This is a genomic window from Brevibacterium sp. FAM 24630, from assembly GCF_049804075.1.
Classification (GTDB): Bacteria; Actinomycetota; Actinomycetes; order Actinomycetales; family Brevibacteriaceae; genus Brevibacterium.
The window spans coordinates 1-13,782 of sequence record NZ_JBNBZD010000038.1 but is presented as its reverse complement, the minus strand read 5'-3'; the positions used below and the strand labels follow the sequence as shown (position 1 = coordinate 13,782).

Annotated in this window: 11 protein-coding genes; 7 read left to right on the top strand and 4 right to left on the bottom strand. The window is 56.4% G+C overall.

Annotation, left to right across the window (positions count from 1 at the left end; all coding sequences use genetic code 11):
- Window positions 1-102 precede the first annotated feature (102 nt).
- On the top strand, window positions 103-381 hold the full coding sequence (locus tag ACPUD7_RS17225) for a CoA transferase (RefSeq protein ID WP_425120600.1): 279 nt from the start codon (window positions 103-105) through the stop codon (window positions 379-381).
- Between the two features lie 580 nt (window positions 382-961).
- On the opposite strand, the gene ACPUD7_RS17220 is transcribed toward ACPUD7_RS17225, so the two are convergent.
- Together ACPUD7_RS17220 and ACPUD7_RS17215 are read right to left on the bottom strand one after the other, a co-directional pair.
- Window positions 962-2,104, bottom strand: coding sequence for a DNA cytosine methyltransferase (locus tag ACPUD7_RS17220; RefSeq protein ID WP_425120599.1), 1,143 nt, complete (start codon window positions 2,102-2,104; stop codon window positions 962-964).
- A 53-nt stretch (window positions 2,105-2,157) separates the two neighbouring features.
- Entirely contained in the window at window positions 2,158-3,858 is a 1,701-nt protein-coding gene (locus tag ACPUD7_RS17215; RefSeq protein ID WP_425120598.1) for a restriction endonuclease FokI C-terminal domain-containing protein, read from the bottom strand.
- Window positions 3,859-4,374: 516 nt separating this feature from the next.
- On the opposite strand from ACPUD7_RS17215, the gene ACPUD7_RS17210 reads away from it, so the two are divergent.
- Genes ACPUD7_RS17210 through ACPUD7_RS17185 form a run of 6 tightly spaced genes read left to right on the top strand, consistent with a single transcriptional unit; the run spans window position 4,375 to window position 12,083 of the window.
- Complete coding sequence (locus ACPUD7_RS17210; protein WP_425120597.1) at window positions 4,375-7,044, top strand: Z1 domain-containing protein; 2,670 nt, start codon at window positions 4,375-4,377, stop codon at window positions 7,042-7,044.
- Complete coding sequence (locus ACPUD7_RS17205; protein WP_425120596.1) at window positions 7,041-8,027, top strand: PD-(D/E)XK motif protein; 987 nt, start codon at window positions 7,041-7,043, stop codon at window positions 8,025-8,027. The genes ACPUD7_RS17210 and ACPUD7_RS17205 overlap by 4 nt, the downstream gene beginning before the upstream one ends.
- Window positions 8,024-9,955, top strand: a complete 1,932-nt coding sequence (locus ACPUD7_RS17200; protein WP_425120595.1) for a hypothetical protein — start codon at window positions 8,024-8,026, stop codon at window positions 9,953-9,955. The genes ACPUD7_RS17205 and ACPUD7_RS17200 overlap by 4 nt, the downstream gene beginning before the upstream one ends.
- Window positions 9,952-10,824 carry a hypothetical protein gene (locus ACPUD7_RS17195; RefSeq protein WP_425120594.1) on the top strand — a complete coding sequence of 291 codons (873 nt, stop codon included), beginning with the start codon at window positions 9,952-9,954 and terminating at the stop codon, window positions 10,822-10,824. The genes ACPUD7_RS17200 and ACPUD7_RS17195 overlap by 4 nt, the downstream gene beginning before the upstream one ends.
- Before the next feature lie 2 nt (window positions 10,825-10,826).
- Entirely contained in the window at window positions 10,827-11,630 is an 804-nt protein-coding gene (locus ACPUD7_RS17190) for a hypothetical protein (RefSeq protein WP_425120593.1), read from the top strand.
- A gap of 12 nt (window positions 11,631-11,642) precedes the next feature.
- Entirely contained in the window at window positions 11,643-12,083 is a 441-nt protein-coding gene (locus tag ACPUD7_RS17185; protein ID WP_425120592.1) for a very short patch repair endonuclease, read from the top strand.
- A 51-nt stretch (window positions 12,084-12,134) separates the two neighbouring features.
- On the opposite strand, the gene ACPUD7_RS17180 is transcribed toward ACPUD7_RS17185, so the two are convergent.
- Together ACPUD7_RS17180 and ACPUD7_RS17175 are read right to left on the bottom strand one after the other, a co-directional pair.
- Window positions 12,135-13,166: a DUF2891 family protein gene (locus ACPUD7_RS17180; RefSeq protein ID WP_425120591.1), complete on the bottom strand. Its 1,032-nt coding sequence runs from the start codon at window positions 13,164-13,166 to the stop codon at window positions 12,135-12,137.
- Between the two features lie 98 nt (window positions 13,167-13,264).
- Window positions 13,265-13,762, bottom strand: a complete 498-nt coding sequence (locus ACPUD7_RS17175) for a LysR substrate-binding domain-containing protein (RefSeq protein ID WP_425120590.1) — start codon at window positions 13,760-13,762, stop codon at window positions 13,265-13,267.
- Window positions 13,763-13,782 lie beyond the last annotated feature (20 nt).

The window sequence follows — 13,782 nt, the reverse complement described above, 5'->3', positions numbered from 1 at the left end:
GAGACCTTGGGAAACATTTGTGGAAGAGACCGGTGAGAGACCGGGACACTACTTCCTGCCCTCACGTCATGTTCGCACTCGAACCCGAACGAACGGCCAAGAATCAACCGAATCGGTGGATCAAGGCTTAAGCAGTTGAGTGCCGCCGTTATTCGTATCAACCCACTCAGCGGCAACACCGATGCCTACCAGTGGCCGATCAGTGACGACGGCAAGAGCATCTGTTGGGCGATTCTGAATCAGGGCAAACGTTCGGCCACGTTTGATTTCAAGTCTGAGGAGGCGCAACAAGAACGTGACCGATTTCGTCGCCGAGGTGGGCACGTTGATCACGAGTCTGCACGGAGCGGGCTGGGCGAGACGAAGGGGCTTTCTAAGTAGCTTGCGACGAACGAGCCGTTGTTAGACGTCGATCGGCCGACGAAGGACGGCCGGCTCGAGTTTCGGGAAGCAAATTGAAGTTGGGTCACACCTGTGGTTCGCGGCGCGCTAGGCCGCCGAGACTGCTGTTGCGGTCGGTCATGCGTGTGTTTTTCAAGGAGAGAGCTCCAGACCTTAAGGAGTTGGTGAACTCTGATCCTAGGTGCTGGCAAGGGAACCCGTTGTTCCTGCAGACCGGCCAGCAGAAAGTTGGAACTGTGATGGCAATCCCGATGCAGTTGCGGTTAGTCTGCGGCTGCATCAGTTTCCGCTCTGAGACTAGGTGAGGATACGGAGACCGTTTTGGCGTATGGCCCGTGGCCTGGTGTTGAGCAAGTTCTCGGGTCGAATGATGAAAGCGCACTTGACTGCGAGAAAATGATTCGAGGGCGGACCGGTCGTTATTGTGACAAAGTGAGTGAGAAGATCCCTTTTCATGATCCGACCGGAAACTGGAAATGACACAGAACTCTGAAGACCTCCGCGGTTCTTCCGGTCGGATCATATGCTCGGGAGAACCTTTTGACGGAAGTCGACGGTTTCATTCTCCAGGGTGAGGGGCAGGGATGTATTCTGCCATGTTAGGCATGACATATTCGTACTCAACGCCTGCAAAACTGTCGAGCAAGGCCTCGAAGATGATGCGTGCGCCTTCGACTGGCACCGCCATCCCGATTTGTTTTCGAACGGATTCTTTTGTTCCGTGGAATGCGAAGGTGTCAGGAAAAGTTTGAAGGCGAGCTCGTTCACGGTTAGTCAAAGCGCGAGGCTCCGCCCAATGATAGATGTGTGTACCGCCTCCACCAGAGCCTGTGACTGTGTATGAGGGCTTGGACGGATCGAGGCGTCGGTAGATCGATGAAAGTTTGGTTTTAGTCTTGATCTGCAAATGTTCCGGCACTTCTGCGTGCCAAGCGTTGCCGCCTGGAGGTATATAACCAAGACGCTCCACAACTGTATTCGACTGCCGTGTTGGTTCCTGGTTGGCAGCCCAATCCGGGATGTTCGCCAAGGCGGTTTCCGCGCTGACGTCGTAGCCAGCGTATCTACCGGGGCTCGGCACTTTGAACTCGACGTCGAGTTCCTTTCTGATGCCGATGACGATCATTCTGTGTCTCGCCTGCGGAACGCCGTATTGTTCAAAACGGTAATAGTGAGGAAAAATTCGATAGCCAGCTTCAACCATGTCGCCAAAAATTTGGCGTAATGCTACCCCGCCATCGGCACGGATTCCACCTACATTCTCGGCCAGAAACCAGTCAGGTGAGAAGCGCTTCAGCGCCTTGATTCCGTAAGTGTAAAGCGGGCCGAATGTACCATCAAATCCTTTTCGTTCTCCTACCTGACTGAAATCATTGCAGGGGAAGCCAAACGCGAGGCCGTCGATCCCACCAAGTTCTTCCAGCACGCCATAGTCCAGTGTGCGAATGTCATGGTGAACTACAGAATCGTGTTCAGGGTCATCGCAGATGTTCTGCGCGTATGTTCGGCATGTATCTAAGTCATAGTCTGTCGCCCACTGGTGTTCAATCGCGTAGCCAGGACGCATGGCTAGCTTTGCGGCAAGCCCTAGCCCTCCTGGGCCAGAGAACAGCTCTCCGAGGCGAAAGGTCTTGGTCGCGACCTCTTCCCGCTGTGAGGCGGCCTGCTCTGAATTGGTCTGTGTAGCCGGTGCAATCGTCATATCTCCAAGACTACGCTCAGCCACTGACATAAGCAGCTTCGCAGCGCGGCTGCCTAGGATTCGAGTAAGTCTGAGACATCCTGCGGCGTGATTTGTCTTCCGCACGACCATAGTTTCCGTAGGTCGTCGTGATTGAGGTTGCTTTCAGGGTAATGGGTGATCAGTCTCAGCCACGATTCCATGGAGATGCCTGAGCCGTTGACCCCTGAAGCTTTGATCACCTTTCTGAGATTGGGTTCGAAACTCGGCGCGAAATCCCCTGAGATATACATGAAGAACTTGAGTGGCGCCCCGTGGCTCACATCGACACGAGCCGGAATATAGTTGGTCTGCATTCGCAGCTGGTGGTCCGATTCGAGACGGTATGAAGGGTAAGCCTTCGTGTCGATGATGCCCGACCAGTCCTGATTCCAAACTTCTACGTCCGGCACTTTTCCGGTCTGCCCGATGTGGTTTGCCTCTAGATCGAAGATGGTGCGGAATACTTCTGCCGTTGCTTTCTCAAATTCGATTGCCTCGTCGGTTCCGGAGAAGGCCATTTGTCGGTAACGGTCGAGGAACTGGTTGAGACCCTGTTGAGGGGTTTTGATGAGCGTATTCAACGCGGAGCTGACGCTCTTCTCATCCAGTCCGGTATTGTTGACGACCGCACTGATGAGGCTCGGAGTAACTTGTGTAACTATCTTGGTCTGATACAGATGGCTGAGAGCGTGTGATACCAAACCAAACGTTTTGTCTCGTTGCGCTGCTTTTCGCACTGATCCAATGGCTCTATTGTCGCGCACTTTGTTTGGAGGTAGTCCGTAGCTGCGCTGATATGCGGCAGCCGCCTGCATTCGGTCGAATTCGCCATCAGGTTCAAGCCAGTCGAGCTTCCCAATGGGTGCTCCAAGCTTGAGGATCTCTGCGTCGATCTCTTCGAGCCGGGACTCGCTGATCGCGGTCACAGTCTTTGCTGAAGCGCCAACATCCTCGCCATTGATCGCCTGCGCATACCCTGTAAACCGCATCCATAACGCAATGGTGTTTCCGACATCTCTGGCTTTGCCCCCTGAAGCAAGCAGATCGTCTACGCACTTGTCGGACCCCCACATTCCTTGCCAATCCGATGGAAGACCACTGCGTCCAGACGTGCGAAATTCCTTGATCCTGTCTGCAATGCGGTTTGATTCTGAATCGGAATGCCGTTCTGCATAGCAGGCAACGCAAGTGGCGATTTCCTCATCAGTGAGGTAGCCGCCGAGATCGTCGCGGCGTAGGAGCTTCAACAACAGAATGAACGGTCGAAGACGGAACCGTCGATCGATATTCACCCTAGTTGCAATGCTGTACGCCGAGGGGAACTGGTAGGTAAGGATCTGTTTGCGAAGGATTGGCAAGGCATCTTCCTGATCCACGATGGCCTGACCAGCAAGAGTAAGGTGAACTTCCTGCTCCGATTGCGCGCTGTCGTTATGATAAAAGAACATCCCCAGGGAGTAGAGCAATGAGGCGTGAGTTCGACCCCCTCCGCCGCCGCGCCCCTTTACCCGATCTGTGTAATTGCCGCCGCGTTTTGCCTGAACAAAATCCAGCTTGGTTTCGTATTCGATGTGCTTATCGCGATTGCCAGTCCATTGCTCACCGGAAGCAACTGAGGCGAACACCTGCAAGGACTTTGGGATGCTGGTCAATTTTCGATGGGGACGGGTAACCCACCAATACTGTTTCGCGGCCAAGGTGGCGTGCCTCCTCAAATTTGCTTGCTCGTACATTGGCAAGTCTATCTCCGGTGCATCCTGGTAAGGGCAGTGTGTCGACATCAGATGTGTAAGCAGATCGAATCTGTGAAGTATGAGTAGCAGTCAGGGCGGAGCGTTCGAGACTCTTAAGCCGCAATCCAGCCATTTGGAGGTTCGGGTGTTTCGCACAATGGCAAACCGTGCCTGTGTCTCATGCCCCGTGACTTTGTAACTGGTCTTGTGCGACAAATCTTGATCTGAGAACCAGCAGAAGTGGTGGACTGCGCGCTTATATTTCCTCAGACGTCAGTCAGTCCGGCAATCGTCGAAGTTGTCTTCGGTGAGGGGTCTGCGGGCTCCGTGGCAATCGGTCGCGTGAGCATAGTGTCGGTTCTGCTGCATGGGTTCAGTTCGTTATCTTTCTGGTCGGCACAGTGTCTGTGGTTCACGATACGGTGAGAGGAATCGCCGGACGATCGGAGCCGGTAGATCAGCCTGCGGTGTTCGATCACCTGCGGCTTCGGAAGAAGTCGTTCTATAGGAGTAGCAATGACCAAAGAGCCTTCGCCCGTTGAAATCATCTTCAACAGCTTTCTTCAGAAGATGTCTCGTGAAGATGCCAGAAAGAAGACGAAGGTCTCGCTTGAAGCACTTCCCGGAATCGAAGACGAATTAGATGCCTTGGAGCGAGAGCACAAAGAAGAAGTCCTGACGCGGACCAAGCTGACGGAAGTCGGCACAGCGCGGCGGAGGGACCTTCGTGAGATCGGATGGTATTCGGGCGCCCCAGACGACGGCCTCTGGGCGGAGCTTCGTGAACGGATGCTTACGGGGGGTCTTGCCGGAGCCGTCGAGTCCATCGATCGCTCGACTGAAGAGATCGTTGCTTCTTTGGCCGAGCCTCGTGTAGAGAAGGACAGTCGGCTGGGGCTTGTCATCGGAAATGTTCAGTCAGGCAAAACGGCAAACTACTCTGCGGTCATAGCCAAAGCGCTGGACAGTGGTTATAAATTCGTCCTTGTCTTGTCCGGCGTTCACAACAATCTGCGAAAGCAGACTCAGGTACGTCTTGACCGAGATCTCGGAGTGTTCGAAGACAGGCAGTCTTGGTATCGATTGACGGATCCTGACGGCGACTTCGGCGACGCCCACACTGGAAACGCCAGCTCGATCGTTGCGAACCACGGTCGAGTTCTCGCGGTCGTGAAGAAGAACAGCCACAGGCTCAGAAAGGTCTTGGAGTTTCTTGCCAGTTTGGATGAAAGCACGAAGCGCGACACTCCTTTTCTCGTCATCGACGACGAATCGGACCAAGCGACTCCTGATGCTTCCGCGAAGATCGGCGACGAGCCTACCGCGATCAATCGCCTGATGCGACAGATCTGGGGTGAGGTTCGAAACGGTACATATGTGGGCTATACAGCCACTCCCTTTGCGAATGTGTTCATGGATCCTAATGTGCCTGAGACTTCGTTGCAGGAGCTCTATCCCCGGGACTTCATCCATGTGATGCCGACACCTTCGAACTATTTCGGGGCCGAGCGGATATTCGGTCTACATGACGTCGCAGATGAGGAGCGTGACGCTGAGCTTCCGGATGTTGTTCGGGCAATCTCCAGAGAAGAAGTCAGGGAACTTGTGCCCAGCGGAAGGAACATTGAAGGGTTTCGACCTAACGTCACGAAATCGCTTGGCGAAGCGATCCGATGGTTCATCGTCGCATGCGCTGTGCGGCGTGTCCGCGGGCAGCAGAAGAAGCATTCAACGATGTTGGTCCACACAACTCCGCGAACTGACCCGCACTTCGCAACGCGTGATGCCGTCGAGGAGTTTCTCGCGCCCCTGCGTAGGGCTTCTCTGAATGGTGATGTCGAAGGGTTCAAAGAGGTTTTCGAAAATGAGATCAACAGGGCGGCATGGCTGTATGACGGTGATGGATTGGCTCCAACTTGGCCCCGGGTGAGTGATGAGATTCCGAATGTGCTTCGGTATCTGCAGACGGTCGTGGACAACGGCCGAGAGGAAGATAGTGAACGGCTCTCATACTCTCATGAGCCCCAGACTGTGATCGTAATTGGTGGAAGCACCTTGTCGCGGGGCCTGACGCTTGAAGGTTTGTTCGTCTCGTACTTCACACGGACCTCTAACACGTACGACACGTTGTTGCAGATGGGGCGGTGGTTTGGGTACCGGGCAGGCTACGAAGATCTCCAACGCATTTGGGTGAGCCCGAGACTGGATGAAGACTACAGATTCTTGGCCACAGTTGAGGCCGATCTGCGAAGCGAGATCGCCCGAATGACTCAGGCGGGCATGACTCCAGCAGAGATCGGGGTCCGTGTGCGGTTGCACCCGGGAAGATTGCAGGTCACAAGTTCGGCGAAACAGAAGCATGCGCTGGAGGCTGAGGTCGATTTCGAAGGTTACAGACTTCAGACGACGCTCTTCGACTTCTCAAGCAACGACGCGGCCTTGGCCAATGTGAAGTTGACCGAGAATCTTCTGCGACAGATCCAGCCTTTCAGATCGCAGGAGGCACCAACCCTGTTCGAGGATGTTCCGCTGGAAGAGCTGCGGCCGTTTTTCGAAGAGTTCGAAATCCATGAGAACTATCGAAACGTCTTTTCGGATGCGATCAAATGGTCGAGCGAGAAGCTTCCGGACAAGCGATGGAATGTTGTTGTGCCTAGCGAGGGCAGGGGAGACGAACGGCTGAAGGTAGGAGAGCAGGTGGTCGGTTCGATACGGCGTGCGCCGATCGGCACCGAGACCGAAACATTGAAGAGCACAAAAGAGATCAACATTCGGGCGCTGATGTCTGGAAGGGACGTTATTCTCGACCTTCGACTTCAGGGCCGACTTCCGCAGAACAAGACTCTGGCCCAACTCAACAACGAAGCTCAATATGATTGGCGGAAGAACAGAGCAGGAGGCGACGGCCGAGGTCTGCTGGTGCTCTATCCGATCAGTCGTCACTCGGCCACATCTTCGGCAGATCGTATGTCTATGGATTCTGCGCTCCGTGCAATCGACCCGGTTCTCGTCGAAGAGGGGCAACCTCCGATTTTGGGCATGGCACTTGTAGCACCCTTCGACTCTGAAGAACGGCTTCAATCCAAGGGAAGCACTATTGCTGTGCGACCGATCTTCGACGATGCGGAGGATTTCGATGAGCCGATTGCAAGTGACACTGAGCGGGACTATCGGGGTGACTCATGAGCTCGGCTAAGAAGTTTTTCGAGGAGGCGATGCTAGACGGGGCTCCTTTGGTCTCGGGCGAAGCTTTTGTTGTGGTCGCCGATTCTTCTGGAACGCGACGTACCTGGTTGGGTTATCAAGAAGGTCAGTTTGCTGCCGCCTACTTCGAGATCGGCAGTGCGCGTAACATCAGCTTTTCGGTCAGCCAGGTGATCAGCGTGCAGGACGTTGAAGTCAACGACGACGAGACCGCTATCCGGTCGCATGCTTTGAAAGTTGTCTGCCACGAACCACGGCTGGACAATGTCTTCTTTGTTTTCATTGACGAAGTTCGTGCTGCGATCGGTGACGAGGCCGACGTGGTAGATGTTGTGCAATCGGCCGCTTCAGACTGGCGTCACCTCCTCCAGGTCGCGATGACGGAGTTGTCCGAGCCGGCTGCGGCCGGCATCTATGGGGAGCTTCGCTTTCTTGAAAGTGCTGTCGAGAGACTCGGTCCGACGGCAGCCGAGACTTGGCAACGGACCTCTCAAGACATGCACGACTTCACGGGCGATTCTGCAAGAGTGGAAGTGAAGACCTCGGCTTTTCAGGATAGATCAGCGGTTACCGTGCACGGGCTTCGGCAACTTGAGCCTCCGGTTAGTGGTACTTTGACTCTCGCAGTGGCTGAGATTCAAAGGCATGGAACAGACTCGCTTGATCAAGCGGCTGAACGGCTTAGGGAGCTGGGGGTCGATCGCGCAATTCTGACCAAGAAGCTTCGCGACGCTGGGTACGTCGAGGGAATGCCGGGTTCCGACGAATTCACTTTCAGCTTGCGATCTTGGCGTTTTTGGGAGATCGATGGGCAATCGCTTGTGCTTAACCGCTCGGCTGTAAGCGAAGCTGTAGCCGACGCAGTGTCGTCGCTCTCGTACGCGCTGAATCTTGGGTCCCTGGGGGAGTCCTCAATTAATTTCGACTATTCACGGCTGCGTTCCACTCGGAGGAGTGAGGTATGACGCTTTCTTCGCTCAAAAGATATTCAAAACCTCGCGGTGCAGGGGACCAGACGAGTGGCGGCCGCGGCAAACTCCTGCGAGCGACCAGCGCGCTTTCGCGGCTTGAGCTTCTGGTGAGAGAAACTCTGCAGAACTCGTGGGACGCCCGAGATGAGGAGTGGACTCCAGCCTATGGCGTGCGGGTCTATCGCATGGACCAGGCAGTCAGACAGATCCTACGAGGGCATGTCTTCACTGACCTCCCTGATTCGCTTGCCGACCTCTCCGACTGCCTTCATGCTCCTGATGTTCACGCGATCGAGATCTTCGATCGCGGAACTGTTGGGTTGAACGGTCCATTTCGTGCGTCTGAAGTCGCAAGAGACGGGGAAGAAAACAACTTCAATTCGTTCGTCTTCGACATCGGCACGACGAAGGCAACAGGACAGTCCGGAGGGACCTTCGGATTCGGAAAGACTGCAAGTTTCGAAATTTCCAATGCACACAGCGTTGTCTACTGGTCTCGATGCCGGACACAAGATGGCGATGTCGAGCATCGTCTGATCGCATGTTCACTACATAATCCGTATGAAGAGGGCAACGCACGTTTCACCGGAGCTCATTGGTGGGGCGATCCAGATGATGACGACATCGTCCCGATCCGCGGTGAAGAGGCGGCCACGCTCGGCGAGCAGATCTTTCGAACCCATTTCGGCGATACAGATGATGGCGATCCGGAGACTGGGACATCAATTCTCATTTTGGACCCGGTGATCACCATCGGCGTCGAAGACGGACTCGCCGAACGAGTGCCTGTGCGCACTGACGAACAGTCCGAGGTTCTGCTCCAACAGATTTCGGATGCTTTGGCCCATAGTGCTTGGCCCAAAGTCGTTCCGAGCGGTGAAGAGGTGCAGCCGATGATTGTCCAACTGTACGAGAACTGGACAGAACGGCCAGTCGTAGACGCCATACTGGCCCAGTATGGTCACTTCGCCTCGGGGCTCAACTCGGTGCGGAACGAGCAGGGACAGCTCGAGGAAGGATACTCGACTGCTCTCCCGCTCGGAACTGTGAGGTCGCAGTGCTTGCCGATCGTTTTGCGCCCCCGGGGTGCAATGGTCTCTTTGCGAAGCGAGCTGTTCGGCGGACGACAGGACGATACTGTCGGCCACCTATTTCTCATCGAGAGCGCTGAGACCTCGACGGAGGTTGACAGAGGAGCGCCCAAAGATGTGCTCTGCACCATGCGGTCTGAAGCCGAGCTCGTCGTCAACTACGATCCCGTGCTCGAAGCTGAGGGCGGCCTCCTGCAATGGCACGGAGTCTTCAAGCCGACACCGGAATGTGACCGGCACTTCGCTGCTTCAGAACCCCCGACCCATGATCGGTGGACACCTGATGCGGCTGAAAGCGAAGCATCGCGCTATGTGGTCAGAAGGACACTTGAACAGATCCGAACGAAGACTAAGAAGTTCCTGAGCGAAAACAGAATAAGCGCACCCGCTCAAGAGCAGTCGGTGAGGAAGGTCGCTTTGGGCCTGCGCAGCTTTGTTCCCCTGGGACTCCCTCAAGAGGAGGATGCAACCCGAAATTCACCCCGTCGACGAGCTCGTCGATCGGGCGGACCGAAGAAGGGGAACAAGACGGAAGCGACGATTCTTAACTCGACGCCATTGCCGGACGGCGGAGGACAGGTACTCGACGTGTTCCCTACCAGTCGTAACGGAGAATCAGTACGCCTTCGGGCTGATGTTTTCGCAATCACCTCCGATGGAAGGATGGCGCTCGACGATGATGAACTCACTGTCAGCTGGCGTTCAGGGGGAACTCTGCGGGAAATCGGCAAGGACTGCATCGCTCAGTCGGGGGTCGAAGTTGAACTGAGGTTGGAGACTCGGACGCCGGCCGCGCTGGAGATCGACCTCAAGACAGAGGCGGGCGCATGACCAAACAGCTTCTCTATCCTTTTCCCCGAATCCCGACGCAAGACCTCGAATGGGGAGAATGGGCTATCCGAATCAACGGTGTTCAGGTCTCTGAGACATCAATCGCAGATGAATGGGATGCGAATTCAGAACTCGTCCTCGGTGTATCCGTTCGTGTGAGAACAGATTCGTTCAGCCGCCTGGACGTTGGGAATCCGGTGCTGACGCTGACTGCAACCTGTCCAAGCACGGCATTCGTGACGTACGCCGAGGCAGAATTCCGTGCTGAAACATCGACAGCGGGTGCTGGCGCCGAGGTGCGGATCGCCGGTGCAGAAGTATCCCAGATATTAGTGGTTCGGCCTGAGATCATCGGTGATGATCAATCAGAGGCTTGGCTCCGCAGGAGAATCCTCGCTGAAGGTCCGTCGTTGCGACTTCCGCTTGATACAGAGCTTGACGGTTTTCCGACATCAAGCTATTCATTCACGCAACGGGGTATGCCAGACGCGCCCTGGCGCATAGTCGTTTCTGCCGACGGTTTGGAAGCTCCGTTCGCCCATTCGATACGGCTGGAGCTCAACGAAGACTACGCGCCGGTTCGAAAGCTGATCGCAGGAAAGCCGGAGCCCCATCTCGCTCGCGAGCTCGACGCCACGATCGTCCGAGTTCTGGTTGGCACCGCGGCTCGACTGTCGTCGGGGTCAAGTGGGGAGCAGTCACCAGACAGCGTTGCGGCTGAATTTCCTGATTCGATTGCGGCCGCTGCACAGCGGGCAGCACAACAGTATCTGCACCTTTCACTGACGGCGGCGGTGAAATCATATCGACTCACGCCTGAGAAACATGAGTATGAAGTCGCCAACGGCACAAGACTATTCAAGGACTGACAATGTTAGGAACTGTACTCTACCCGCGGGTTGATGCGAAAGATGCGCATAGACTGCAGAGCGAGTTCATTTCGCGTCTTGACGCGAAGATCGAATTCAGCGATTCGGACCTCGACGCTGCGTTGAGCAGTCCGCGAGCTTTTCCTCCGACTGGTGGACGCCGGATCAGCGAAGCCGAACTGAGAGATCTTCGTCGGTCGTGCCTCGACGGGCTTGCTGATGCCTCGGCTAGCAATGATGTGGCTAAGACGTCATCATTCGACCTCGCCGTCGGCAGAGTTCTGCACCAAGCAGGTAAACAATCGTTTGGGGAGTTCGGTGATCCATATGTGTGGGATTTTCTGACCCTGATACTGTTGCCGGATCTTGCAGCGAAACGACTGGCGATGGGGAGTGCATCCGTCGGCAGTGGATCCTCTTTGGCGAAACGAGTCACCGGTGGCGACCGGAGGCATGTTTTCCAACGGCTGTGGAAGCGCTGGCTCATCTTTGGCCCCGACATCGTGGAGTCCGGGAAACTCACCGAAGATGACTACGTTGCGACGATAGAACGTCTTATCACCAACCGCCCCCGGCTCGCCCGAGTGGTGGCCGAGGCGATAATGGCATCAGACTACTCGGGCTCTGACCGGCGTGAGTATTCCCGCGTATTCATGCGCAAACTGCAACAGACATCTGGACTGGTCCAGATCCGTGACGATGATGAAGTCTATCTGCGGAATGTCGTCGAGGCTGTTCATAGTCAAACCGTTGATTTTCTTAACCTTGCAGAAACGAGCGGAAACCAATTCCGGCTGTTCGGTTAGAAGGGGGCCGAAATGGGTGGTACGTCCTGGGCGTCCTCTGACCATGCGCGACGAACGATGCGCGCCAACAAGCGCAGAGACACCAAACCTGAGTTGGCTCTGCGCTCGATTCTTCATGCTCGTGGTCTGCGGTTTCGGGTCGACACGTCGCCAGTGAAGGGTATACGCACACGAGCCGATATCGTCTTCTCCAAAGCCAAAGTTGCTGTGTTCGTCGATGGGTGCTTCTGGCACGGCTGTCCTGAGCACTTCATCATGCCGAAGACAAACACTGATTACTGGTCAGCGAAGATCGGCCGGAATAGAGACCGCGATGAGGCTTCTGATATTGCTCTTGCTGCCGTGGGTTGGAAACCGATCCGGGTCTGGGAACACGAGGACCCTGCCGCAGCAGCGGATCTGGTGGAATCGGAGTGGAGAGAAAAAGTACGAGGACGCGGACCCAAGGAGTGATCTGAACTCCGCCTCTGGCACGATCGCCGCTTATCGGCGCGTTCGACTCTTCTATAGATCCAGCGCTTCCCACGCGAACGTCGCCAGCCAGTGCGAGGACATGTACTCGTCCGAGACTGCGGCTTCAAGCCCCGGAGCCATGAGCACTTCGACTCGGGTGAGCATGCCCTTGGCCTGAGCCATGAGGTCGTCATTGCCTGTGTGCCTGGCTGTCTGTTCGAGCTTTGGTGCCAACCGCATCAGTGAAGCCGCGACGGACAGTCCTAGCCCGTAGAGATGACTCTGCTGTCCATCGGTGGGGTCGAGGACCTCGACCGGGGTCAGTGCCGGTGATTCGGGGGTGAGGTCGGCGAGGAAGACCGGCAGCCATGTGGCGAGTTCGTCATCGGTCAGCAGCTCAGCCATCAGATCGGCTTCGCACAGACCGGGCGACAAGAAATCGTGGCCGCTGCGCTCCTGGTGGAAGTTCCAGGTCCGGTCCTCGGCATAGAAGCGCCGAGTTGCGCCGGCGATGGCGTCGACGACATCGTGCCGTTCCTCGGCACGTGCACCGACGAGGATGCGGCGCAGAGCGAACGCGGTATTCGAGTGCACGCCGTGCCGCACCGGTTCGGCGACCTTCGGCAGCCACTCGAGCACCAGCTCGAACACGGCATCGGCCAGGACCTGGGTGTTCTTCCCCAGCCCTTGCAACTCAGGGGAATCACTGGCGTGGAGGACACGGTTGAGTTCGATTGCCCAAGCCCACCCATATGGGCGCTCCCAGCTCGGATTGGAGCGGAGGAAGTCCGCCTCGGCGAGCATATTGTCCTCGCTGAGGTGGGCAGCGAGGACCTCGACGGCCTCGGTACGCCACGATGCTGCACGCTCCGCCTCGGTGTCTAGGAGGGAGACCAGCAGGTAGTGCATGTGCACGCTCGAGTGCCAGTCATAGGAATTTGCGAATGCCGGATTCTTCTCGACCGCGGGCACGATGTCGGCGAGGCTGTGGGCCGTGTGATGGGCCGCGAAAGGGTACTCACGGGTGATGTTGGCCAGGGCCACCTCGGCGAAAGGGTGGACGAACTGTTTTGGAGGGGTCATGGAGGTCTTTCCTCGATCTGTCGTTTGAGGGCACCGGCAGCCACCGGGCCCCACACAACGATTCTGTCATCTCAACCCTGCAGGTCTCTGAAACCGGATCAGCTCAGACGAATGGTGTCTTGACCGTCCTCGGCGATCTCATGCACTCGATGACGGCGCAGCCGCTCGAGCAGCCAAGTCTCCACCGAACCGAAACGCCGGCCACGATGCCAGATGAGGTCGACAGAGACGAGCCAATCAGTGAACGGATAGGCATCGAGTCGGAGTTCGACCAGTTCGCCGGAAGAGATCTCTGCCAAGACGAGCTGCCGGGGCAGAGTCGCCCAGCCGAGACCAGATCGGGCCAGTGCCGTGAGAGCCTCGTAGGAATCGGTGTGCCATGTCTGTGTCGACTGCAGGTATTCGCTCGTCGGTAGTGCGCTCGAGTGCGAGATGTAGGCGAGATGCCGGTAGCCGCGCAGCTCATCGAAGCTGGGAGTGGGAATCCGAGTGAATATTCGGCTTCTTGGGCGCCACTGCGCTCGTCTTTGAGCGCCACCTGTCTTGGGTGTCGACCGGCGTCGTGAGCGCCCCCGAATATTCGACTTCAGCGCCACCTGTTTCTAGGCTCCTTCTA

What these genes read in the sequence shown, in the direction of transcription:
- ACPUD7_RS17220 (WP_425120599.1), bottom strand. Translation starts at nt 2,104, where the DNA reads ATGACGATTGCACCGGCTACACAGACCAATTCAGAGCAGGCCGCCTCA.
- ACPUD7_RS17215 (WP_425120598.1), bottom strand. Translation starts at nt 3,858, where the DNA reads ATGTACGAGCAAGCAAATTTGAGGAGGCACGCCACCTTGGCCGCGAAA.
- ACPUD7_RS17210 (WP_425120597.1), top strand. Translation starts at nt 4,375, where the DNA reads ATGACCAAAGAGCCTTCGCCCGTTGAAATCATCTTCAACAGCTTTCTT.
- ACPUD7_RS17205 (WP_425120596.1), top strand. Translation starts at nt 7,041, where the DNA reads ATGAGCTCGGCTAAGAAGTTTTTCGAGGAGGCGATGCTAGACGGGGCT.
- ACPUD7_RS17200 (WP_425120595.1), top strand. Translation starts at nt 8,024, where the DNA reads ATGACGCTTTCTTCGCTCAAAAGATATTCAAAACCTCGCGGTGCAGGG.
- ACPUD7_RS17195 (WP_425120594.1), top strand. Translation starts at nt 9,952, where the DNA reads ATGACCAAACAGCTTCTCTATCCTTTTCCCCGAATCCCGACGCAAGAC.
- ACPUD7_RS17190 (WP_425120593.1), top strand. Translation starts at nt 10,827, where the DNA reads ATGTTAGGAACTGTACTCTACCCGCGGGTTGATGCGAAAGATGCGCAT.
- ACPUD7_RS17185 (WP_425120592.1), top strand. Translation starts at nt 11,643, where the DNA reads ATGGGTGGTACGTCCTGGGCGTCCTCTGACCATGCGCGACGAACGATG.
- ACPUD7_RS17180 (WP_425120591.1), bottom strand. Translation starts at nt 13,166, where the DNA reads ATGACCCCTCCAAAACAGTTCGTCCACCCTTTCGCCGAGGTGGCCCTG.